Origin of the sequence: Delftia sp. DT-2 (genome assembly GCF_028401915.1) — a bacterium.
Classification (GTDB): Bacteria; Pseudomonadota; Gammaproteobacteria; order Burkholderiales; family Burkholderiaceae_C; genus Comamonas; species Comamonas tsuruhatensis.
In genome coordinates this window covers 60,809-82,585 of sequence record NZ_JAQOTI010000014.1, presented here as the reverse complement: position 1 = coordinate 82,585, position 21,777 = coordinate 60,809, and the positions used below count along the sequence as shown (strand labels likewise).

21 protein-coding genes are annotated in these 21,777 nt (G+C 61.4%); 13 read left to right on the top strand and 8 right to left on the bottom strand.

What is annotated here, in order from left to right; genetic code table 11:
* Positions 1-6: 6 nt before the first annotated feature.
* Together PO605_RS23755 and PO605_RS23750 are read right to left on the bottom strand one after the other, a co-directional pair.
* Positions 7-624, bottom strand: coding sequence for a superoxide dismutase family protein (locus PO605_RS23755; protein ID WP_047473252.1), 618 nt, complete (start codon positions 622-624; stop codon positions 7-9).
* Positions 625-774: 150 nt separating this feature from the next.
* Positions 775-1,398 (bottom strand): gamma-glutamylcyclotransferase, encoded by a 624-nt coding sequence (locus tag PO605_RS23750; protein ID WP_047473238.1) that lies wholly within the window; start codon positions 1,396-1,398, stop codon positions 775-777.
* A gap of 238 nt (positions 1,399-1,636) precedes the next feature.
* On the opposite strand from PO605_RS23750, the gene PO605_RS23745 reads away from it, so the two are divergent.
* The gene (locus tag PO605_RS23745) at positions 1,637-2,161 is read left to right on the top strand and encodes an OmpA family protein (protein ID WP_047473240.1); all 525 of its coding nucleotides are present in this window, start codon (positions 1,637-1,639) and stop codon (positions 2,159-2,161) included.
* Between the two features lie 96 nt (positions 2,162-2,257).
* Here the strand turns inward: PO605_RS23745 and gloA are convergent, their stop codons facing one another.
* Positions 2,258-2,707 carry a lactoylglutathione lyase gene (gene gloA, locus PO605_RS23740; protein WP_026062330.1) on the bottom strand — a complete coding sequence of 150 codons (450 nt, stop codon included), beginning with the start codon at positions 2,705-2,707 and terminating at the stop codon, positions 2,258-2,260.
* Between the two features lie 348 nt (positions 2,708-3,055).
* On the opposite strand from gloA, the gene PO605_RS23735 reads away from it, so the two are divergent.
* The 4 genes from PO605_RS23735 to PO605_RS23720 are packed head-to-tail and all read left to right on the top strand — an operon-like array spanning position 3,056 to position 8,603.
* A complete protein-coding gene (locus PO605_RS23735; protein ID WP_047473241.1) occupies positions 3,056-3,712 on the top strand; it encodes a response regulator transcription factor in 657 nt (218 codons plus the stop codon).
* Between the two features lie 19 nt (positions 3,713-3,731).
* Positions 3,732-4,904, top strand: a complete 1,173-nt coding sequence (locus PO605_RS23730) for an EAL domain-containing response regulator (protein WP_272206951.1) — start codon at positions 3,732-3,734, stop codon at positions 4,902-4,904.
* A gap of 25 nt (positions 4,905-4,929) precedes the next feature.
* Positions 4,930-7,863 carry a hybrid sensor histidine kinase/response regulator gene (locus tag PO605_RS23725; RefSeq protein WP_046985494.1) on the top strand — a complete coding sequence of 978 codons (2,934 nt, stop codon included), beginning with the start codon at positions 4,930-4,932 and terminating at the stop codon, positions 7,861-7,863.
* 47 nt (positions 7,864-7,910) lie between these two features.
* On the top strand, positions 7,911-8,603 hold the full coding sequence (locus tag PO605_RS23720) for a response regulator (protein WP_272206993.1): 693 nt from the start codon (positions 7,911-7,913) through the stop codon (positions 8,601-8,603).
* 7 nt (positions 8,604-8,610) lie between these two features.
* Here the strand turns inward: PO605_RS23720 and PO605_RS23715 are convergent, their stop codons facing one another.
* Both PO605_RS23715 and PO605_RS23710 read right to left on the bottom strand, forming a co-directional pair.
* Entirely contained in the window at positions 8,611-9,399 is a 789-nt protein-coding gene (locus tag PO605_RS23715) for an Hpt domain-containing protein (protein ID WP_231574488.1), read from the bottom strand.
* Positions 9,400-9,667: 268 nt separating this feature from the next.
* Entirely contained in the window at positions 9,668-9,943 is a 276-nt protein-coding gene (locus PO605_RS23710; RefSeq protein WP_016447060.1) for an H-NS histone family protein, read from the bottom strand.
* Positions 9,944-10,397: 454 nt separating this feature from the next.
* Here PO605_RS23710 and PO605_RS23705 point away from each other — a divergent pair, with 454 nt between their 5' ends.
* From PO605_RS23705 to PO605_RS23685, 5 genes are all read left to right on the top strand, one after another.
* Positions 10,398-10,685, top strand: coding sequence for a hypothetical protein (locus PO605_RS23705; protein WP_016447059.1), 288 nt, complete (start codon positions 10,398-10,400; stop codon positions 10,683-10,685).
* Positions 10,686-11,314: 629 nt separating this feature from the next.
* On the top strand, positions 11,315-11,902 hold the full coding sequence (locus PO605_RS23700; RefSeq protein WP_046240169.1) for a (2Fe-2S)-binding protein: 588 nt from the start codon (positions 11,315-11,317) through the stop codon (positions 11,900-11,902).
* The gene (locus PO605_RS23695) at positions 11,899-14,199 is read left to right on the top strand and encodes a xanthine dehydrogenase family protein molybdopterin-binding subunit (protein WP_012205755.1); all 2,301 of its coding nucleotides are present in this window, start codon (positions 11,899-11,901) and stop codon (positions 14,197-14,199) included. The genes PO605_RS23700 and PO605_RS23695 overlap by 4 nt, the downstream gene beginning before the upstream one ends.
* Before the next feature lie 17 nt (positions 14,200-14,216).
* Positions 14,217-15,548, top strand: a complete 1,332-nt coding sequence (locus PO605_RS23690; protein WP_272206950.1) for a c-type cytochrome — start codon at positions 14,217-14,219, stop codon at positions 15,546-15,548.
* Positions 15,549-15,630: 82 nt separating this feature from the next.
* A complete protein-coding gene (locus tag PO605_RS23685; RefSeq protein WP_082001584.1) occupies positions 15,631-16,770 on the top strand; it encodes an acyl-CoA dehydrogenase family protein in 1,140 nt (379 codons plus the stop codon).
* Positions 16,771-16,774: 4 nt separating this feature from the next.
* Here PO605_RS23685 and PO605_RS23680 read toward each other — a convergent pair whose 3' ends face one another.
* Complete coding sequence (locus tag PO605_RS23680; protein ID WP_047473251.1) at positions 16,775-17,401, bottom strand: TetR/AcrR family transcriptional regulator; 627 nt, start codon at positions 17,399-17,401, stop codon at positions 16,775-16,777.
* Between the two features lie 142 nt (positions 17,402-17,543).
* Here PO605_RS23680 and PO605_RS23675 point away from each other — a divergent pair, with 142 nt between their 5' ends.
* From PO605_RS23675 to PO605_RS23665, 3 genes are read left to right on the top strand one after another with little or no spacing between them, the layout of a single operon-like run.
* Positions 17,544-18,599, top strand: a complete 1,056-nt coding sequence (locus PO605_RS23675; protein WP_016447053.1) for a sugar phosphate isomerase/epimerase family protein — start codon at positions 17,544-17,546, stop codon at positions 18,597-18,599.
* A 39-nt stretch (positions 18,600-18,638) separates the two neighbouring features.
* Positions 18,639-19,535, top strand: a complete 897-nt coding sequence (locus PO605_RS23670) for an alpha/beta fold hydrolase (RefSeq protein WP_012205750.1) — start codon at positions 18,639-18,641, stop codon at positions 19,533-19,535.
* Positions 19,536-19,537: 2 nt separating this feature from the next.
* Entirely contained in the window at positions 19,538-20,518 is a 981-nt protein-coding gene (locus PO605_RS23665) for an alpha/beta hydrolase (protein ID WP_272206949.1), read from the top strand.
* 17 nt (positions 20,519-20,535) lie between these two features.
* Here PO605_RS23665 and PO605_RS23660 read toward each other — a convergent pair whose 3' ends face one another.
* The gene (locus PO605_RS23660) at positions 20,536-20,745 is read right to left on the bottom strand and encodes a DUF4287 domain-containing protein (protein WP_013802290.1); all 210 of its coding nucleotides are present in this window, start codon (positions 20,743-20,745) and stop codon (positions 20,536-20,538) included.
* A gap of 71 nt (positions 20,746-20,816) precedes the next feature.
* Positions 20,817-21,728 (bottom strand): bestrophin family protein, encoded by a 912-nt coding sequence (locus tag PO605_RS23655; protein ID WP_016447050.1) that lies wholly within the window; start codon positions 21,726-21,728, stop codon positions 20,817-20,819.
* Positions 21,729-21,777 lie beyond the last annotated feature (49 nt).

The following is a 21,777-nucleotide window of genomic DNA, read 5'->3' as shown; positions in this document are numbered from 1 at the left end:
AGCACATCATCCGCGCGTGATCACCGCACAGGCCAGGCGCGCCCCGGAATTGCCGGTGGGCTGCGTGGTGTAGTCGTCAGGGTCCTTGTGCACGATCAGGCCGCGGCCCACCACGCTGTTGGGACTCTGATCCAGTGCCAGGCCGCGCGAAACGAAATCTATGCTGGCCATGCCTTGCGCGTCGGACCGCAGACTGGGCAGATCCCCTGCGTGGTGGACAGCGGAATCGAAGCGGCCATGGGCGTGGCCGGTGGGGTTGAAATGGCCGCCCGCGCTCAGGCCATCAGGGCTGGAGCAATCGCCTTTCTCATGGACATGAAAGCCATGCTCGCTGTTGGGCGCCAGCCCCTGAACCGAGCCCTGAACGCGCACGCTGCCATCGGCCTGGGCAGTGAACTGCAGGCTGCCGCTGACCTTGCTGCCTTGCGTGGGCTGCAGCTGGGCCATGGCCACGTTGCGGGCGGCAGGGGCTGCGGTGACGGCTGCCGGGGTGGACGCTGCGGCTGCGGCTGCGGCAGGAGGCTTGGCCTGGCTGCCACAGGCCCCAAGGGCCAGCACCATGCCGGCTGCCATCAGCAGCTTCACGGCGGTGGACGGGGTGGAGGGGGAAGCGTTCAAACGCATGGTGGCAATCTCCTGGTTGATATCCGTGCTGGAAAAGTTGTGAGGCGCATTGCGCGCAGCCGCCATCTTGCAGCGTGCAATACGGTGGATATGTCGGAGAGGGCAGCGTTATGCGCCTGCGCGCATCAGCGTATCAATCGCATCAAAGCGTCAGCGCGCGGCTTGCGCACCCGCTTCAGGCTGGCCCGCGTAGCTGAGCAGGCGCTGCAAGGCACGGTCCCGGATGCCGAGGCGCTTGAGCTCATCGAAGGTTGCGCGCGCATAGTCATGCGTGCTGCCATAGATGCCCTTGGCCTCGCTGAAGATGCGGCGATAGTCTTCGGGCGCCAGCTCGCCCGTGTGATTGGGGCTTTGACGGGACAGCGTGAACGCCAGCGCCTGCACCGTGCCCTGGCCGGTGCGGCAGGGCAGCCAGCGGGGGTCATAGACGGCATTGGCCATCTCGCGCTGCCACAACTTTCTCATGACGTCATGGCCGTGGTGCCGGGGAATGCGGAACACCATGCCCTGGCAACTGCCGCCGGACAGCATGCCAAAGACCAATCCAGGATTCTGGGGCGTGCCGCGGTTGATGGTGCTCCACATCTTCAATGCCCGGTGCCAGCCAAAGACACGGGCCGTGCGGCGTTCGCAGAAATCGAAATCCGGCCGCCAGATCAGCGAGCCGTAGCCAAAGATCCAGAGGTCGTCGCTTCCGCCCCATCGGTGCAGCGCCTCGTCCAGCATGGGCTGGGACTCTCGGCGGGCAAATGAGAATTCTGGCAGGGCGGACATGGGCGCTGTGGCGTGAAGGAACAATGACGTTTTAACGCCTGTCGGCCCAAACGGTGCACAAGCGCCTGCGTTGCCCTTGCACGGCCGGTCTTTTGTCTCTGCGGCGCCACAGTTCGTGCCGGGTGGCATCACGGGGCTTGGGCGGTGCGCAGGGCCGTTGGCGGCGGCCCTCTACAATCGGCCGGTTTTTCGCAGTCTTTCTGGTTTCCTTCAACAGTTCATTCACGGAGAGTGCTTCATGTCCTTCAGTCAATCCGACGACGACAGCCAACAACGTTTTGCCCTGGGCTTTTTGTTTGCGCTGATTGCGCTCGTCGTCTCCACGGTCGTGGGTGTCGTGGTCTACCAGCGCGGTATTGCGCATGGCCCTGCAAAGACGACAACCGGCGCCACACCTGTGCCGGCGATGGCGCCTGTGGTCCTGGAGGAAGACGTGGCGCGTGTCGTTGTCGAAAACGGCGTGGTCAAGTTCTACTTCGCATCGGCCAAGGCCGAGCTGGCGGCTGGCGCCAATGAAGCGCTGGCCGATGTGGTGGCTGGTGTGCAGGGCGGCAAGCGCGCCGTGATCTCTGGATACCACGACGCCACCGGCAGCGCCGAACTCAACGCCGAACTGGCCAAGAAGCGCGCCCTGGCAGTCCATGCTGCCCTGTCGGCACTGGGCGTGGCCGAGGAAAAGGTCGAACTCAAGAAGCCCGAACAACTGCAGGCCGATGGCAGCAATGCCCAGGCCCGCCGGGTGGAAGTGATCCTGGTGGATTGAACCGGATCAGCAGTGCGGCTGGCAGCAGCCGCAGCTTCAAAACCAAAGGCCCGGAGCGATGGACGCTCCGGGCCTTTGTTTTTGGGGCTGCGTGGATCAGGAATTGCGCAGGGGATCGAACTTCTCGCCGCCAGCTGGCTGCACGCCGGCATGGGCGCGTGAGTTCTCCTGTATGAGTTCTATCTTGTAGCCGTCCGGATCCGTCACAAAGGCAATCACCGTGGTGCCGCCCTTGACGGGGCCGGCCTCGCGCGTCACGTTGCCGCCGGACGCCTTGATCTTCTCGCAGGCGGCATAGGCATCAGGCACGCCAATGGCGATATGGCCGTAGGCCGTGCCCATGTCGTAGGACTCCGTACCCCAGTTGTAGGTCAGCTCGATCTCGGCCTGGCCAGGGTTGCCGCCCTCGAAGCCCAGGAAGGCCAGCGAGTACTTGTACTCGGGGTTCTCTGAGGTTCGCAGCAGCTGCATGCCAAGAACCTGTGTGTAGAAATCGATGGAACGCTGGAAATTGCCAACGCGCAGCATGGTGTGAAGGATTCGCATCCACGGATTGTGCCGGGATTTGGCGGTCTCTTCATGCGCTCGGCCATGGGGTGAGGTCGCTTCAGCCCCACTCCGGCATCGGTCGCGGGCTCCTGCACGGGCGCGTGCATCTCATCCACAGATTCCCGTGTGGTCCGGATGCTTGGCCTGCAACGCATTCAACCACCGATTCAACTATCTGTTGAATTCTAGGAGTGCTCCCTAGGACTGACGCCCGAATTCGCAGCAATTGGGCCAAAAAATCAGACAAATCTTAGATTTTGAAGTGGAAAAATCAGATTAATCCAATTAAATCCTAGTGCGCCACTGCCTAGAATAGGAATGTTCTTCTTGCTAATTTTTTGAGTCATGAAAAATTTCGTCTTGCGGATACTGATTGCCGATGACCATCCGGCAGTTCTGGCAGGCATAGAAAGTGTTTTGGAGAAAAAAAATGAGATAGAGATTGTGGGTCGAGCGAAAAACTCCACGGAAATCATCAATTTTCTCAGGCAGAACGAATGCGATGTGCTGGTGACTGATTATTCAATGCCCGGCGGAACCTATGGCGACGGCCTGGTCATGCTGAATGTCATCCGGCGACGATTTCCCGGCGTCAAGATCGTGATGCTGACCATGATTGAGAATATTGGGATCATCAAGTCGCTTGCCAATCAGGGGATCTACAGGATAGTCCATAAAACAGATTCTTTGGGGAGCCTGGTGCCGGCGATCTATGCGGCATACACAGATGGTCAATTCATTTCGCCGAGCGCAAGCAAACTGCTTGGCGGCGAATGGCTCGGGGCGGTACGAACATCGATAGAACTGTCAAAGCGTGAAGAGGAAGTTCTGCTCCTTTTCATTTCTGGAATGACAGTGTCTGAAATAGCGAAAAAACTCTATCGCAGCATCAAGACGGTCAGTACGCACAAGGTGGCGGTCATGAATAAACTGGGCATCCGCAAGGACATTGACCTCATTCGCTATGGAATAGAGATGGGATGGATTGATGCCAGAAAATAGTCCCGGTCATGGCAAAAGAATGCTCGTTGCCACAAACGATCCGATGGCCGCATATTGGATGCAGCAATGTTGCAAACAGCAAGGATTTTTTCACGGCATTCAATGGATCAGCAATACGGATGAGCTTCTGGCGGAACTGAAGAAATTCAATGCGGATGCGGCCTTTGTGGATATGGATTTCATCGGCGAAAAGCTGATGAGGTTCCTCAATGATCTGGCACTGTCTGAAGTGGATGTTCCCATCATCCTTGTCAGCAGCTGCGAACCAAGAATATTCCATGCGGTCGCTGACTATGCCCGGAGCCTGGCACTCAACATCGTCTGTGCAATATCTCGCTCCAGAATGGCAAGAGAGGTGCCGGTCAACGGGGATTTCCTGCTGCGTATCCTGGGGCGGACCAAGACGGAGGGTCAGCCCAGGACGATCTTGCCGATCCCGAGAGCAAGGTTGACGAACGCTTTGCACAGCGGCGAAATCGTTGCCCATTTTCAACCCTTGCATCATGCAGGCTCGGGCAGGATCATCGGGGCGGAAGCCTTGGCCCGGTGGCCTATTTCGGGCACGGAACTGTTGCCACCTGCTGCGTTCATGAAGGCCATCGGAGACCATGGATTGATGCATGAGCTCACTCTCCAAATGCTCCTGCAGTCCATCTCTTTCATCAAATCGGCAGTACCTTCAGGGCAGTTCATCTGCAGCATCAATGTATCCGCCTCCCTGGCGGCATCCTGGGAGTGGATGGATTCGGCATTGCGCGTGATCAGGGATGCAGGTGTCTCCCCTGAAAATATCGGTTGTGAGGTGACGGAAGATGGGGCGGATGATCTCGACAAGTCCCTGGGCGGTGTCATTGCGAATTTACGAATGAGTGGCTTTCAGTGCGCAATGGATGACTTTGGCGTGGGCGGCTCGACCCTAGGGCGCCTGCTTAGCGTTCCTTTCAACCAGATCAAGATTGACAAGGCTTTGCTGCATGCTGCAAGAAACCAGGCCCATGCAAAGAGAGTGCTGAGCAAAGCGGTGTCGCTTGCGAAAGATGTTCGGGCACAGGTGGTTGTTGAGGGAGTGGAGGACGTTGATGATCTGGGAATGATCAGGAGGATGGATGCCGATGTCGCCCAGGGATTCTTGTATTCCAGAGCACTTTCCTGCAAAGATTTTATCGACTACATGAGGCGATCATTGGCCTGAGCAATGGCTGTATATCGATGTCCAGATGGAAATCCATAAAAAAGAAATTGCAGAAAAGGAAGATCTTCTGCTTCTGGCCAGATATAACAAGAGACTGCTTTTTGGTGGGGGGCTGATCTTTTCTTTCCTTGTGATCATTGTCGCGTTATTTGCGGCATCGTTCGAGTTCAATGATTTCATGGAGGAAAGAAGGTCAATTTTTCAGAACAAGAGAACTAGAATTCTGGTGGAGATAGAAACAAAGCAGGTCATCATGATGCGTGGAATAATCGCATCAGAATTGCTTTGGGGGCAAGCGCATATATCGCAACCGGCGGGAGTTGGCAGGCCGGGCGCTATGATCACGGGTGTGAGTCCGGTGGTTTTGCTCGAGGATAAGGGCGACAAGCCTGCATGCAGGCGATACAGGGATATGCTGGAGGAGCTTGCATACCTGGCAAACTCGAGTTTTCTTCAGGATGGAAGAGCCATATCTGTATATGCCTTCAGTCCGGATGGCGGGTTCATCGGTGCTCTCCTGCCTCAGATTCCAGATGAGCCTGAGCGGGAACGGATGCTCTTGGAGCTTCAGCAACAGATTGCCGGGCTGCCGAAAGACAAAGGCGTTCCACTTCATTCCGGACAAGTGCGCCACCCCATTTGGCTTCCCCCGACCAAAAGTATTCTGACGGGTGAAATGTCGTTCCAGGTTGTTGTTTCTGCATTCCATAGGGGTAAGCCATTTCTCACCGTGGTGAGTGACATGCCTACCCAGCATATTGAGAATCTGATGCAGCAAGGTGAGGATAGAAGTTCCTTTCTGATCATGGACTCCCAGGGAAGCGTTGCCCTGGGTGTTGAACCAGAGGGCTACAGCAAAGCGGATTTCTTTGATATTGAATCATCGAAATTCCAAGGCAACCTGGTGAGTCGCTATCTTCTGTTCAAGTATGGTGCTGTATACAAGGATGGTTTTTTTCATTACTACTCGAGGATATCGAATACAAATATGATTCTGCTCCACGTGTTTTCGTGGAAGGATGCGGTTTTTCTAAAGGGAAAATCGTTCGTATATTTGATTCTTTCGTTGATATTCATTGTCTTGTTCTGGTGCTTTTTGATATATTTCTACGAAAAGGTATTTATTCCAATCTATGAAAAGGCAAAGAATGTTTTCGATACCGAGCAGCTGAGTCGAACCATCATTGCCATGGCTCCTTACGGATTGGGTCTTCTTGATTTCAAGGAGAAAAAGATGCTGTTGGAGAACAGCATGATGTTCAAATACAAGGAGAGTGCAGTACTGCGTGGCCCGGTCCCTGGCGAGCTATTGATCGGCTATTTCCACAGAGTTTATGTGGAGAAATATCTTGGTGGCGGGAAAAGTGACTATGTGCCCGTGTCCAGCGAGGTGGTGATTTCCAACGATGGAACCATTGCAGAGCTGTCCATGATCATGGTGAAGGCAAAATACCAAGGTCGGAACGTGCTGTTGTGCGGGTTTGCCGATATCACGGCTCACAAGCAGGTCCAAAGAAGCCTGGAGGATGCAAAGAAGGCTGCGGAAGAGGCAAACCATGAAAAATCATCTTTTCTCGCGGTAATGAGCCACGAGATACGCACTCCACTCAATGCGATACTGGGGAATCTGGAAATACTGGGAAGAAGCATTCTGTCCATGGAGCAGAAAACACGGCTGGACATCATTTCGAATTCCTCACATTCTCTTTTGTCTCTGTTGAATGATGTCCTCGATTTCTCGAAGGTCGAGTCTGGTCAGATGAGTGTCGAGATGGCCGGATTCGATCTCAAGTCCGTGATCAGGCAGGTGGCATCCATCTATAAACCCTTGGTGACAGAGGCAAAAATTGAATTTTCCCTGACCATCGATGATTCGCTGAAGTCTGGATATCTTGGCGATGCTGAGCGCATCAAGCAAATACTCAATAATCTTCTCAGCAATGCTTTGAAGTTCACCAAGAGTGGAAAAATAGAGGTATATGCATCCGACAGATCCGGCGAGCTGAACATCAAGGTATCCGATACTGGAATAGGTATTCATCATTCGCAGCATGCGTTCATCTTCGATGCGTTCAAGCAGGCCGGCTCGGAAATCGCCACGAAGTTTGGAGGAACCGGACTTGGGCTGACGCTGTGCCAGCGGATGGCCCACCTCATGGGAGGGGAGATCCGGTTTTCAAGTGTCCTTGGAAAAGGCAGCATTTTCGAGCTGGTGCTGCCCGCATACCATGCGCAGCCCGCATCATCCGCTGTCGCTTGGGAGGATGGCGATGTCCTGCTTTCGGAGGACGAACGAGAGGATTTCTCGGCAAGGATTCTGGTGGTGGATGACCACCCTGTTAACAGAATGCTGTTGCTGGATCAGCTGAGGATCATTGGGTATGAGGCCGATTCTGCAGAAGGAGGGGAATCTGCCTTGAGCATGCTGGCACAGCTGGCCTATGACCTGGTTCTAACCGACCTGCAGATGCCCGGCATGAACGGTTATGTGCTTGCACAGCACATCCGTAAGGATTACCCCGGGATTAGAGTGGGGGCAATAACGGCAAACGCAGGCAAGCATGAAAGGGATAAATGTGCCAAATTCGGCATATCCGACATCATCGTCAAACCAGCCTCCCTGAAAAGCATCAAGGAATTCATTGATAGAAATATCGGCAAGTCCGGGGTTTGCCAAGTGGATGCATTGCCGGCAAGAACAAGCAAGATTTCTGGCTACCGTGACATTCTTGTCTCAACAACACAAGCATCCTTGATCTCCTTGAAGAAATCCTTGGAAAAAAGAGATCTCGTGGCTGTGCATAGGGAAATTCATGCCATGAAGGGGGCATTTGCAGTGGCAGGGTTCAATGACATAGTCCAGGCGCTTGATAGGATTTCTTCTCTTGTCAATGCGCGAGATTTTCGAGCGGTCGATGGGGAGCTCGTGAATTTCATGGACGTTCTGAAAGATTTGTGAGAAAGGTTGAAAGCCGGCTGGTGTCAGGTTATTCATATTTACGCACCATGGACTATAAAAAATACCTGAAAATATCCGTATTGTTGGCGGACGATCATCCTGGGATAATATCAGGTGTCAGGCATGAATTGTCTGGTGAGTCAGAAATTGCATTTAATGGGAGTGTTTCAAATTCAACCGATCTGATTCAAAAGCTGGAAGAGGGAGGTTTTGATGTGCTTGTATCCGATTACTCCATGCCGACCGGGAAATATGGAGATGGACTGCATCTATTCGGTTATATATCGAGAAGATTCCCAAAATTGGGTCTGGTGGTCCTGACCATGCTGGATAACTCGGCAATACTCCAGGCTCTGGGTCGTGTCTCGAACATCAGTATTGTCAGCAAGGCCGATCCGGTGCTGCATCTTGTTCCCGCGATCCACGCGGCATTCACTGGCGGAGTTTATTTTTCGCCAGCCATCGCCGAGCGGCTGGAAAGAGGTGGTACAGGCGGGTTGGGCGGAGTGCAGGGGGAGAGAAGAGTGCCTGCCGAGCTGAGCCCCAAGGAGTCCGAGGTAGTGCGGTTGTACGCTGCTGGCCTGCGCATTGATGAAATTGCAGCCAAGCTCAACAGGAGCAAGAAGACCATCAGCACGCAAAAAGTCAAGGCCATGCAAAAGCTCGGCATAGAGCGAGACATAGACCTTATGAAATATGCCTTGGAATGTGGGTGGGTGACATCATCGAGATCTCAATGATTCATGTTCATTCCACCTTCAGTGCCTGTATGTCCTGGATGACTGCTTCAAGCTGGAGCTCCAGCAGCGAGAGCGAATGTCTGTGATATGCCAGCCCATCATGGCCCATGCGGCTTTCCAGGTCGGCACACCGTATTGACAACTCGACCAGATCAAAGAATCTCAGTGAGCCAGACAGGTTGTGAAGCTCTCTTTGCACATCTTTGCAGTTTGGGCTGGATTTGATGGTTGCCAGAGAAGAGCGCGCAGATTCCAGGAAGGCATTTCTGATGGGTGGCGCAATTTTCTCGAAATGGACGACTTCGTCAGTCGGCAGGAGGCTGTCGGGGTTGGCATGCGTTGAATGGATCGCCATCGTCAGCGCATCAAGAATCCCCTGCGGTGAATGCCAGGATACCGCGATGATGCGGGCATTGATCACTCTGGGCTGCATGGGATGGCTGGCTTCACATTCGATGATGCGTGCCGCTCCTGCCACCAGGCGGTTTTCGTCCTTGGGATTCCATGAGGTCTTCGGCCCGCACAGCACGACAACGTGGAATTTCTGTAGCCGATCCTGGCGAATCGCGGTGGGATGGCGGCATGCCGTGGTCACCAAACCCCACTCCTTGAGCAAAGGGAGCAGATGGGTGTGCTGATCGTCGCATGACGAGATGAACAGAATCTGCTGTCCTGAAAATGGCAGATGGGGCCGCAAGAGTGCATCTGCGACAGGTGTCGTTCCAAAGGCGGTCGGTAGCTTGTCAGGACGGCGTGCGGTGGGGGCACTGTCCGGGGCGGAGATCTGTTTTGTCATGGAAGGCCGAACGTCGGGGGCCGGTCTCTACAGCGAGAAATTTCAAGGTGCAGATCAGGCCGACTGATTGAACCACGGCATCCATCCACAGTGCATGTCTAAGGGCATGTGCGCGTGCTTGCCGCGATTGCACGGGGCCAGGCCAGGGCAATGCCGCCCTGCAGAAGTGCAGGCACGCCAATTCAGGTGCACGCTCCAGGTGGGGCCAGAATGAAAAAAGCCTGCAAGTGACTGCAGGCTGTTTTCATGGAGGCGTTTATCCAGGGCTTCAGATGGCGAACTGGGCGCGATCCTTGTCCTTGATCCAGGCGGGCGGCTTGCCGCGTCCAGTCCAGGTGTCACCTGTCTCTGGATTGCGGAACTTGGGAGCCACGGTGGAGGAGGCGCGGCGTGCCGTGAAAATGTCGTCAGCTGTCAGGCCGTAATCCTGAACCAGACCGCGAATCTTGGCGATCACATCACTGACTTCTTGCTTGCGTGCTGTCTGGATCTGGGCCTCAAGTGCTTCGCGCTGCGCCAGAAGTTCTTTGTATGTGTTGCTCACGGTAGTTTGCCTTTCATGGATTGAAGCGCGAATATTAACTGTTTTTTAAGAACCGGTTTGCATGCTTTCGATTATTTCCCCCTATGACCACCATTGCCCATCCCGAATGCGTTCAAACTGTCAGGTAAACCTTGGGTAAAGAGCCGTTGCGCAGTATGGCGCTGTATGTTCTGCGGGTTTTCAAAATCCTGTGCACCCTCGCTTTCGGGCTGAGCGGAACTGGATAAGCCGTGACTCCGGGTTCTTGGCCGGCGGTGCTGGGATTGAGCGATGCAAGGGCCGCGCTTTACCCAAACTCCGGTGCGGATTCGGAATCCTTCAAGTCCAGTCTGTACGCTGCTTGCCAGATGAGATGCGAACAAATCAGAGGGTGTGGCCCTCCCGTCGACGTGCCTTGTGCAAGCGTCTGGATTTTTCTGTGCAATGCTGTTTATTTGTACAGTATGATGCAGTCATGAGCATCGATCAGATCGCCTTCGCACTCCCCGCAGCCCTTGCCGTCTGGCTATCCCAATCCCGTTCCGCCGCGCTTCGGCGATGGGCCTGCCTCTTCGGCCTGGGGGGCATGCCGTACTGGATTTACAGCGCGCTGTCTGCCGGGCGCTGGGGCATGTTGGCCTTGGCCTGCGTGTTTGCGCTGGGGTGGCTTTGGGGGCTGTGGGTGCATTGGCTGACTCCCCGGCGGCGTGTGGCCATGGATTCGGGCCTTGGCACGATCCAGATCACGCCGGGCACCCGCTGATGCTTGGGGTTGCAGCCAGCAGCCTTGCGTGGTGCCGATCCTGCAGACGAGCATGAGTTTTGCAGGCGCTGCGCATGATGCGCTCGTGAATTTCAAGCGTTCTCACTGGAATTTGATGCAGGTAAAAGCCGAGTGTTTTGCTGGGTTGGTGTGATTTTCGAGCCGACGCGTTGAACGCCTGGGCGGGCTGCGATCTCTATGCCCGGCCGTGCATGGCTGAAAGATCCGGACGGAAATTGCTGCAGCGTGTCCTGCCCTCCTGTGCACTGCGGTGGTGCACTCCTTTTCGCTCTTGGTGCAGGCTCACTGATCAGCCTGCTGCGCTGTGCTTTCGTGGATATTTCCGATGGATGAGTTTGGTCTTGTGCATAAAAAGCCACGGAAATCCGCAGTCTGTGCGGGTGCCGGGATGGCGGCACGCTGGCAGCGGCGAGCAAGTGCGAGGCATAGAATCGTTTGCATACAACAGGCAGCCAGCCATCCGACTTGCCTCTAAAAACCACGTGAAATAGCCCACCCCGCCGGCGGTGGGCTTTCTTTTTCGGGCCCTGCTGCGGCGTGCCTGACGCCTGATTTTTCAGTGCGCACCTATGGTTTGCACCTGTTGTCAACCACAAGGTTTGCACACGATGAAATTCACTCTCAACCAACAAGAGGTCGAGATCCAGGGCGTGAGCCCGGAGACGCCGCTGCTTTATGTGCTGCGCAACGACATGCAGCTCAATGGCCCCAAGTTCGGCTGCGGCCTGGGCGAATGCGGCGCATGCGCCGTGCTGATCGACGGCAAGGTGGCACGTTCCTGCTCCGTTCCCGTGAGCGTGGTCCAGGGCATGAAGGTCACGACGCTGGAAGGCCTGTCCCAGGATGCGACCCAGGCCGAGCACGCCCGCGTGGCGCGTGACTGGGAAGCAGCCCATCCGGCCGCCGTGCCGGGGATGCCTGCCGGCAAGCCGGCAGCCGATGCACCGGGCAAGGCCGTCTACCGACTGCACCCTGTGCAGCAGGCTTTCATTGACGAGCAGGCTGCCCAGTGCGGCTACTGCACCAACGGCATGGTCATGGCCCTGGTGGCCTTGTTCGACCACAAGCCCACGGCCACCGACGAGGAAGTCACCCAGGCCCTGTCCGGCCACCTGTGCCGCTGCGGCACGCATGTGGAAATCATGCGGGCCGCCGCCCGCGCCCGCGTGCTGATCGCCCAGGGAGGTGCAGCATGAGTGCATCCAACCCCCTTCAACTGACGCGCCGCAACCTGCTCAAGCTGGGCGGCATGGTCATGGTCAGCTCGGTGGCGGCCGCTGGCCTGGTGGCTGAAAGCACGGGTACGGCGCCCGCCGTGGCCGGCGCCTTCCCCATTCCCCCCATCGACCGGGTGAGCAGCTTCATCGCCATTGGGGCGGACGGCAGCGTCACGGCCTACCACGGCCACGTAGACCTGGGCACGGGCATCCGTACCTCGCTGGCGCAGCTGGTGGCCGATGAGCTCGATGTGGAGTTCGAGCGCATCACCATGGTGCTGGGCCACACAGGCCGCACGCCCAACCAGGGCCCGACGATTGCCAGCAACACCATCCAGGTGGATGCCATTCCCATGCGCAAGGCCGCCGCGCAGGTGCGCCAGCTGCTGCTGGGTCTGGCTGCCGAGAAGCTGCAGCAGCCCGTGTCCGCACTGACCACGTCTAAGGGCGCGGTGGTGGCCAAGGGCGGGCGACGCATCGGCTACGGCGAACTGGCCCAGGGCCAGGACCTGAACATTGCGCTGGACAAGGAAGTGCCGCTGCGCACCGGCGGTTTCAACTACATCGGCAAGTCCGTGCAGCGCGTGGACATTCCGGCCAAGGTGCTGGGCGCGCTGGCCTATGTGCACGATGTGCGCGTGCCGGGCATGCTGCACGGCCGCGTGGTGCGCCCGCCCTATGGCGGTGCCGATGCGTCGGCGCCGCTGGGCAGCAGCCTGATTTCGGTGAACGAACAGTCGGTCGCTCATCTGCCGGGCATCGTCAAGGTGGTGGTGCAGGGCGATTTCGTGGGCATCGTGGCCGAGCGCGAAGAGCAGGCCATTGCCGCCATGCGCCAGCTGGAGGTGAAGTGGAAGGACTGGGCCGGCGTGCCCGACCTGTCGCTGAACGCCATGCACGACACCCTGGTCAAGCACGAGAAGACCGACCGCATGCTGCGCGAGGACGCGGGCATTGACGAGGCCTTCTCGGGCGCCAAGAAGGTGATCGAGGCCGACTACGTCTGGCCCTACCACCTGCATGCCTCCATCGGCCCGTCCTGCGCCGTGGCCGAGGTGTCCGCCAGCCAGATCCAGGTCTGGACCGGATCGCAGAACCCGCACGACGTGCGCAAGGACATCGCCACGCTGACCGGCATGGCAGCCGACCAGATCAATGTGACGCGCCTGGAAGCCTCGGGCTGCTATGGCCGCAATTGCGCGGACGACGTGGCATCCGACGCCGTGCTGCTGTCGCAGGCCGTGGGCCGCCCGGTGCGCGTGCAGCTGATGCGCGAGCAGGAAGCTGCCTGGGAGCCCAAGGGCACGGGCCAATTGATCCGCGTGCGCGGCGGCCTGGACGAGAACCATGCCGTGCTGGGCTACGAGCTCAAGACCTGCTACCCGTCCAACGACGCGGCGGCCCTGGCCCTGATCCTGACGGGCAAGGTGCCCAACAAGCCCAAGGTGCTGCAGATGGGCGACCGTACGGCCATCCCGCAGTACGAGTACCCCAAGATGCGCGTGGTCTCGCAGGATGCGGCGCCCATCGTGCGCGCTTCGTGGATGCGCGGCGTCTCGGCCCTGCCCAACGTCTTTGCCCATGAGTGCTGGATCGACGAATGTGCCTACCTGGCCGGTGAAGACCCGCTGGCCTACCGCCTGCGCTACCTGAAGGACCCGCGCGCCGTGGCGCTGACGCACGCTGCGCACAAGCAGGCCGGCTGGCAGGATGGCCCGGCCCACCGCAACCCCGCGCCGGCCGACCAGCGCCTGGTCAAGGGCCGCGGCTTTGCCTACGCCCGCTACTACCACAGCAAGTTCCCCGGCTACGGCGCGGCCTGGGCCACCTGGATCTGCGACGTGACCGTGGACCGCGAGACCGGCGTGATCAAGGTGGACAAGGTCTTCGTGGCCCATGACTGCGGCGAGATGGTCAACCCGGCCGGCGTTCGCCACCAGGTGCACGGCAACATCATCCAGTCCACCAGCCGCGTGCTCAAGGAGTACGTGACCTTCGACAGCAAGGGCGTGACCTCGCTGGACTGGGGCGGCTACCCCATCCTGCGCTTTGACGAGCTGCCCGAGATCGACGTGCAACTGGTCGAGCGCCCCGGCGAAGACCCCATGGGTGCGGGCGAATCGGCCTCCGTGCCCAGCGCCGCCGCTGTCTCCAACGCCGTGTTCGACGCCACCGGCGTGCGCCTGCGCGAAGTGCCGTTCACCCCGGCACGCGTGCTGGCCGCACTCAAGGCAAAGGCTGCCGATGCAGCCCCGGCCGACAAGGCACAGAACTGAGAGCGGAGGACCGGAACATGCACACACTCAAGAAAATCACCCTCGGCGTGGTCGGCCTGGCCGCCGTGGCCGGCGCCGCCTTCTGGCTGGCCACGGGCCGCAGCGAAATCGCGCCCCTGCAGCAGATCCCGGTGCAGGAATTCAGCCAGCAGCAGATCGACCAGGGGCGCCGCCTGGCGCACATGGGCGACTGCGCTGTCTGCCACACGGCACCGGGCGGCCAGCGCAACGCAGGCGGCCTGGCCATGCCCAGCCCCTTCGGCACCATCTACTCGACCAACATCACGCCCGATGCCGAAACCGGCATCGGCCGCTGGTCGTACGAGGCCTTCGAGCGCGCCATGCGCCATGGTGTGGACCGCGAGGGCAACTACCTGTACCCCGCCTTCCCGTACACCGCGTTCACCCGCGTGACCGATGAGGACATGAAGGCACTGTACGCCTTCCTGATGACCGAGCCGGCTGTCTCCAACCAGGCACCCAAGACCGCGCTGAACTTCCCGTTCAACGTGCGCCGTGGCCTGGCCCTGTGGAATGCGCTGTACCTGGAGCCGGGCGAGCAGCCCGCGCCCGCCAACCAGTCGGGCGAGTGGATTCGCGGCGCCTACCTGGTCGAAGGCCTGGGCCACTGCGCCGCCTGCCACTCGCCGCGCAACCAGTTCGGCGCCGAGAAACAGGGTGCCGACCATCTGGCCGGCGCCTTCATCGACGGCTGGGATGCGCCCGCGCTCAACGACAAGGCCGTGGCTCCGCTGCCCTGGACGCGAGAAGATCTGGTCCGCTACATGCAGACCGGTTTCTCGGAGCGCCACGGCGTGGCCGCCGGCCCCATGGCGCCCGTGATCGAAGGCCTGTCTCACCAGTCGGCCGAGGACATCAACGCCATGGCCACCTACCTGATGTCGTACCGCAAGCCCGTGGCAGACGCCGCTGGCGCAGGGGACGCCCAGGCCCTGGTGAAGGAAAAGACCGAGGTTGCCAAGCTGCCGGTCGACGCCCAGGGCTACCGCCTGTACCAGGGCGCCTGCATGGCCTGCCACCGTGCCGATCCCAGCGGCGTGCTGGCCGGCAGCAGCTTCGGGGTGCGTCCCCAGCTGTCGCTGAACACCAACCTGTACAGCGACTCGCCGACCAACGCCATCCATGTGGTGCTCAACGGCATCACGCAACCGGCGCGCCCGCAGCTTGGCACCATGCCCGCCTTCCGCCACAACCTCAGCGACGATCAGATCGCCACGCTGCTCAACACCATGCGCAGCCAGTACGGCCTGCAGCCATGGCCCGGCCTGAGCGACAAGGTCAAGGCCCTGCGCGAGGAAACACGCCCCGGCAAGGTGGCGGCGCACTGAGCTTGCGCCGCGTCATCTGCGCAGCCTGTGTGCTGCGCTAGGATGGCAAGGGACCGCTGTGCCCACAGCGGTCCCTTTTTTTATGGTGACCCGCAAGATGACAAGCCCCATGCCCGACCCCATGCCTGAGCCCATGCCCAATTTCCCCCTGCTGACCGACGCCAACCGCCAATGGCTGGATGCACGTGCCCAGGCGCTGGATGCCGGCAACGGCGAGGCCACGGCCGCCGTCGTGCCCTATCTGGCCGAAGCCGGATTGCTGGGCCACGGCTTGGCTAATGCCTTGGGCGGGCAGGGCGGCAGCGCCGGCGATGCCATCGAGGCGATTGCCCAGGTGGCCACGCACTCCATGTCCGCCGCCTTTGCCTTCTGGGGCCAGCGCGTGCTGATCGAGATGCTGGCGAACACCGGCAATGCGGCCCTGCGCGAGCGCTGGCTGCCCGCGCTGCTGGCGGGCGAGGCGGCTGGCGCCTCGGGGCTGTCCAACATCATGAAATTCCTCAGCGGGCTGGAGGCACTCAACATCCGCGCCACGGCCCGGGAAGGGGGCGGCTGGCTGCTCAACGGCAGCGTGCCCTGGTGCACCAACCTGCGCGGGCCGCGCTTTCTGGCAGCCATTGCCGTGGCGCGTGACGACGGCGCGCCGCCCATGATCGTGGCCCTGACGTCCGACCGGCCGGGCCTGGAGCGCTCGCCGGATCTGGAGTTGATCGCCCTGCGCGGCACCAACACCGCCGCCTTGCAACTCAAGGACGTGGCCATCACCGAAGACGATCTGCTGGCCGAGCGCGCCGGCGGATTCCTGCCGCGTGTGCGGCCGGCCTTCCTGGGCATGCAATGCGGCCTGTCCATCGGCCTGGCGCGCGCGGCCTGTGCGCAGGCCGCCTCGCGCATGGGGCAGGGCGGGCATGTGCTGCAGCAGCCGCTGGACGATACCCGCAGCCATCTGGAGCAGGCGGTGGCCGCACTCAAGGCCGGTGTAGAGGCCGGCGATTTCGTGGAGGCGCCCGAGCGGCTTTTCGCGCTGCGCCTGGCCCTGCACGACTGCGTGCAGCAGGCCATGCAGCTGGAGCTGCAGACGGCCGGTGGCCGCGCCTACAGCCTGGATGCGGACGATGGCTTTGCCCGCCGCTGGCGTGAATCGGCCTTCATCCCCATCGTCACGCCCAGCGTGATCCAGTTGCGCGCCGAGCTGCAAAAACTGCAAAAGCTCGGCGCCTGACGGCTCAGCCCGCCTTGCCTGCGGGCTGCAGCGCCGGCTCCAGCGCCGTGTCCAGCAGCAGCAAGGCGGTTTGCACTGCAGCCAGCAGCCGCTGGCGCGGCACGCCATCGCGGGCCTGCACGGAGATGCCGTGCAGTTGCGTGGCATAGAAATCGCCCAGCGCCTGCACGTCGGTGCCGGCGCGCAGCTCGCCTTCATCCAGCGCGCGCTGAAGGCGGTCGATCAGGGACTGCGTGCGCTGGCGGCGGTGTTCGGCCAGCCAGGCGGCGACTGCCTCGTTTTCCTCGGCGCAGTTGGTGGCGGCGGTTACCACCATGCAGCCCAGCGGATGGGCATCGTCCGTATAGGTGGCCACGGCATCGCGCAGCACGCGGGCCAGGGCGTCGCGCACACGCGGCTCCTGGGCCATGGCGCGGTCGGCAAAGCCGCCATCACCGGCCTCGTAGCGCTGCACGGCCTCGCGGAACAGGTCCTGCTTGCTGCCAAAGGCCGCATAGATGCGCGCTGACGCAATGCCCAGCGCCTGCACCAGGTCGGCCATGGACGTGCCCTCGTAGCCGCGCCGCCAGAACGCCAGCATGGCGCGCTCCAGCGCCTGGTCTCGGTCAAATTCCCTGGGTCTTCCGGCCATCTTCCTCATCCTTGTCAACAGTCAGGGCGGCATCTTAGCGGCGCCTTGATGCTGTCTTGCATCGGCTTCGCAAAAGCAGCCGCGTTGGCGTGATACTATTCTTTGTCGATCAACAAACAATAGCTCAGCGCAAGGAAATCACATGCAGACCATCAAGGGCCCCAGCCTTCATCTGGCGCAGTTCGCCGACAACAAGGCACCGTTCAATTCCCTGGAAGACATCGCACGCTGGGCAGCCGGCGTGGGCTTCAAGGGCCTGCAGATTCCCGCCTGGGACCAGCGCCTGTTCGACGTGGCCACGGCCGCCAGCAGCCAGACCTATTGCGACGATGTCAACGGCATGCTGGCCTCGCACGGCCTGGTGGCCAGCGAGCTGACCACACACATCTTTGGCCAGCTCGTGGCCGTGCACCCGGCCTACGACGCCATGTGCGACAGCTTTGCGCCCGAGGCGCTGCGCGGCAATCCGGCCGCACGCACGGCGTGGGCGCTGGAGCAGCTCAAGCTGTCGGCCCGTGCATCGCGCCGCATGGGGCTGAGCGACATGGGCACGTTCTCGGGCTCGTTCGCCTGGCCCTATCTGTTCCCGTTCCCGCAGCGCCCGGCCGGCCTGATCGAAACCGCCTTCGAGGAGCTGGCGCGCCGCTGGCGCCCCATCCTCGACGCCTGCGACGAGCAGGGCGTGAACCTGTGCTACGAAATCCACCCCAGCGAAGACCTGCACGACGGCACCAGCTTCGAGCGCTTCCATGAGCTGGTGGGCCAGCACGCGCGCTGCAAGATCCTGTTCGATCCCAGCCACTTCGTGCTGCAGCAGCTCAACTACCTCGACTACATCGACATCTACCGCGAGCACATCCGCATGTTCCATGTGAAGGATGCGGAGTTCCTGCCCAGCGGGCGCCAGGGCATCTATGGCGGCTATTCCTCGTGGCTGGAGCGGGCAGGGCGTTTCCGTTCGCTGGGCGACGGGCAGGTGGACTTCAAGGCCATCTTCTCCAAGTTCGCCCAGTACGACTACCAGGGCTGGGCCTCGCTGGAATGGGAGTGCTGCCTCAAGGACCAGGAAGACGGTGCGCGCGAAGGCGTGGACTTCATCAACCGCCACATCATCCGCGTGACCGACAAGATCTTTGACGACTTCGCCGGCGCCCCCGTGGACCAGCGCCAGATCAACGCCATGCTCGGTATCGCCTGAGCACGCCCGCAGCCAGAGAACCTCAAAAAGAAGCAAACAATGAACGCTTTCACATCGAACGCCCTGCGCAAGCAGGAAGACCAAGCCTGCGAGTTCTCGCACGACTACGTGCGCATCGACGGCCGCCGTATCCACTGCATCACGGCCGGGCAGGGCGCGCCCGTGCTGCTGATCCCGGGCTGGCCCCAGACCTGGTATGCCTGGCGCCACGTCATGCAGGCGCTGGCGGCGCAGGGCTTCCAGGCCATTGCCGTCGATCCGCCGGGCACCGGCTTTTCCGACCGGCCCGACACCGGCTACGACACGGGCTCCATTGCGCTGACCCTGCACCGCACCATGCTGGCGCTGGGCCATGAGCGTTACCAGGTCGCCGGCCACGACGTGGGCATGTGGGTGGCCTATGCGCTGGCCAGCGACCAGCCGCAGGCCGTGCAGTCCCTGGCGCTGACCGAGGCCGTGATCCCTGGCCTGGCGCCCGAGCCCAGCATCTTTGCGCCGCCAGAGCAGAACATCTTCCTGTGGCACTTCATGTTCAACCAGCTGGCCGACCTGCCCGAGACCCTGATCGCGGGGCGCGAGCGTGCCTACCTGGAATTCATGTTCAACCGCTGGTCGTTGCGGCGCGACCGCGTGGCCGTGGATGTCTATGTGGATGCCTATGCGGCGCCCGGTGGCCTGCGGGGCGGCTTTGCCTACTACCGTGCCATTCCCGAAACCATCCGCCAGAACCGCGAGCGTGCGCTGCGCCCGCTGGCCATGCCCGTGCTGGCCATTGGCGCCGAGCACGCCACGGCCGATGCGCCGCTGGCCACGCTGCGCGGCCATGCCGATGACCTGTCGGGCGTGATCGTGCCGGGCTGCGGCCACTTCATCATGGAGGAAGCCGCCGAGCCCTTCATCGCCGAACTGCTGCCCTTCCTGCAAAGGACGCTGTGACCATGGGCCTGGACGCTGACATTGCGCGCTATCTCGCCGAGCTGGCGCAGGCAACCCAGGCCGTGGCCCCGCCCACGCAGCCCACGCTGGCGGCGCTGCGCGAGGCCACCGGCGCCGGGCTGCGCGCCCTGCACGGCCCGGCCGAGGCCATGGCCCGCACCGAAGACTTCACGCTGCCCGCGCGCGACGGTGCGCCGCTGCGCGTGCGCATCTACCGGCCGCTGGCCTCGGTCACACCCACGCCCCAGCCCGCCCTGGTCTTCGCCCACGGCGGCGGCTGGTGCCTGGGTTCGCTGGAGGTCTACGACAACCCCTGCCGCGCGCTGGCCGTGGCAACGGGCGCCGTCGTGGTCTCGGTGGACTACCGGCTGGCGCCCGAGCACCGCTTTCCCGTGCCGCTGCATGATTTCTGCGATGCCATTGCCTGGACCTTTGAGCAGGCCGATGCGCTGGGCCTGGACAGCAGGCGCATCGGCGTGGCCGGAGACAGCGCGGGCGGCAACCTCGCGGCCGCCGCCTGCCTGCTGGCGCGGCAGCAAGAAGGCTGGGGAGCGGCGGGCGCACCGGCCATCGCCCACCAGCTGCTGCTGTACCCGGCACTGGACGCGGCCATGGACTCGCCGTCGTTCCTCCAGTTTGGAGAGGGCCACTACCTCACGCGTGCGGCCATGGAGTACTGCTATGGCGCGTACCTGGGCGATGCGGCTCCGGGGCGGCACGAACTTGTCTCTCCGCTGCGCGCCGAACACCTGGCAGGACTGCCCCAAGCCACGGTGATCAGCTGCGAATACGACCCGCTGCGCGACGAGGCCGAAGCCTATGCGCAGCGGCTGGCGCAGGCCGGTGTGGCAGTAAAGGCCGTGCGCCTGCCCGGCATGGTGCACGCCTGCATGCATATGCTGGGGCTGGCGCCGGCATCACGCCGGCTGTTTGACGAAGCGGGTGCCGTCGTGCGCCAGGCTTTCGGCACGGCCATCGGCTGAGGGTTGCCGGGTGCAGGTCAGGCCTGTGCCAGGAACACGGCCACCAGCGCATTCGCATGGCCGTGCCCCATCTGGTGCTGGGCCTTGAGCCAGCCCACCAGCTCCATGTGCTTGCGGGTGTCCTGCTGTTGCAGCAGGTCCATCCAGTGCGCAATCGGCTGGCCGTAGGTCTTCTCGATGGAAGGGAAATACGAGGCCGGTCCCTTGACCTTGCTTGTCTCCGTCATGGCGCTTGTCCTTTTTCTGTGATGCGGGTGGCAGATTGTGCCGCTGGCGCTGTCCGGGCCGGCAGGCAGGGTCAGGTCAGGAACAGCACATCCTTGTGCTGCGGCGCAGGTGGCAGCACCTCGCCGGTCAGCTCGCGCAGCGTGGCCTCGATCATCTGCGACATGGCGTCCAGCGCCAGATCGTTGGGCGCCGTGCCGAAGGGCTCCTCCAGCTCGGCGCCCAGCGCCTCCAGCGCGAAGAAGGTGTAGGCGATGAAGGCCACGATCACCGGCGTCATGAAGCCGATGGAATCCACCAGGCCGAAGGGCAGCAGCAGGCAGTACAGGTAGATGGTGCGGTGGATGATCACCGCGTAGGTGAAGGGAATCGGCGTGCCCGCAATGCGTTCGCAGCCGCCCAGTGCCTCGCCCAGCTTGCACAGCGGCGCCTCCATGGCGGGCACCAGCACCGGCTGCAGGCTGCCGTCTTGGCGGCGTGCCTGCAGCCATTCGCCGGCCATGAGCAGCAGCACGGCAGGCTTGAAGCGCGCCGTGGCCAGGCGCTCGCAGTCGGCGGCGGGCAGCAGGCGGCGCATGTCGGCCGCGGCATCGGTGCCGCGCAACTGGTGGCGCAGCGCATGCACGAAGGCCGCCAGCACCATGGCCAGGGCCGGGGCGTGCTGCGGTGCATCGGTCAAGGTCCGGGCCTGGCGCACCAGGGTGCGCGTCTCGTTGAGCAGGGTGCCCCACAGCGTGCGCGCCTCCCAATAGCGCGCATAGCTGGTGCTGTTACGAAAGCCCAGGAAGATGGCCAGCGTCAGCCCGATCAGCGAAAACGGCACGAAGTTCAGCGGCACCTTCCAGGCGAACAACTGGCCGTGCAGCGCCGTGACCAGCACGGCGAACAGGGTGGCTGCCATCAGCTGGGGCAGGATGTCGGGCAGCACCGAGCCGCGCAGCACGAAGAGCATGCGCAGCCAGTGGGGGCGGGGCCGGATGATCATGAAAGCTTGTTCCGTGATGGAAAAGAGGGCGCAAGAGGATGCAAGAGGG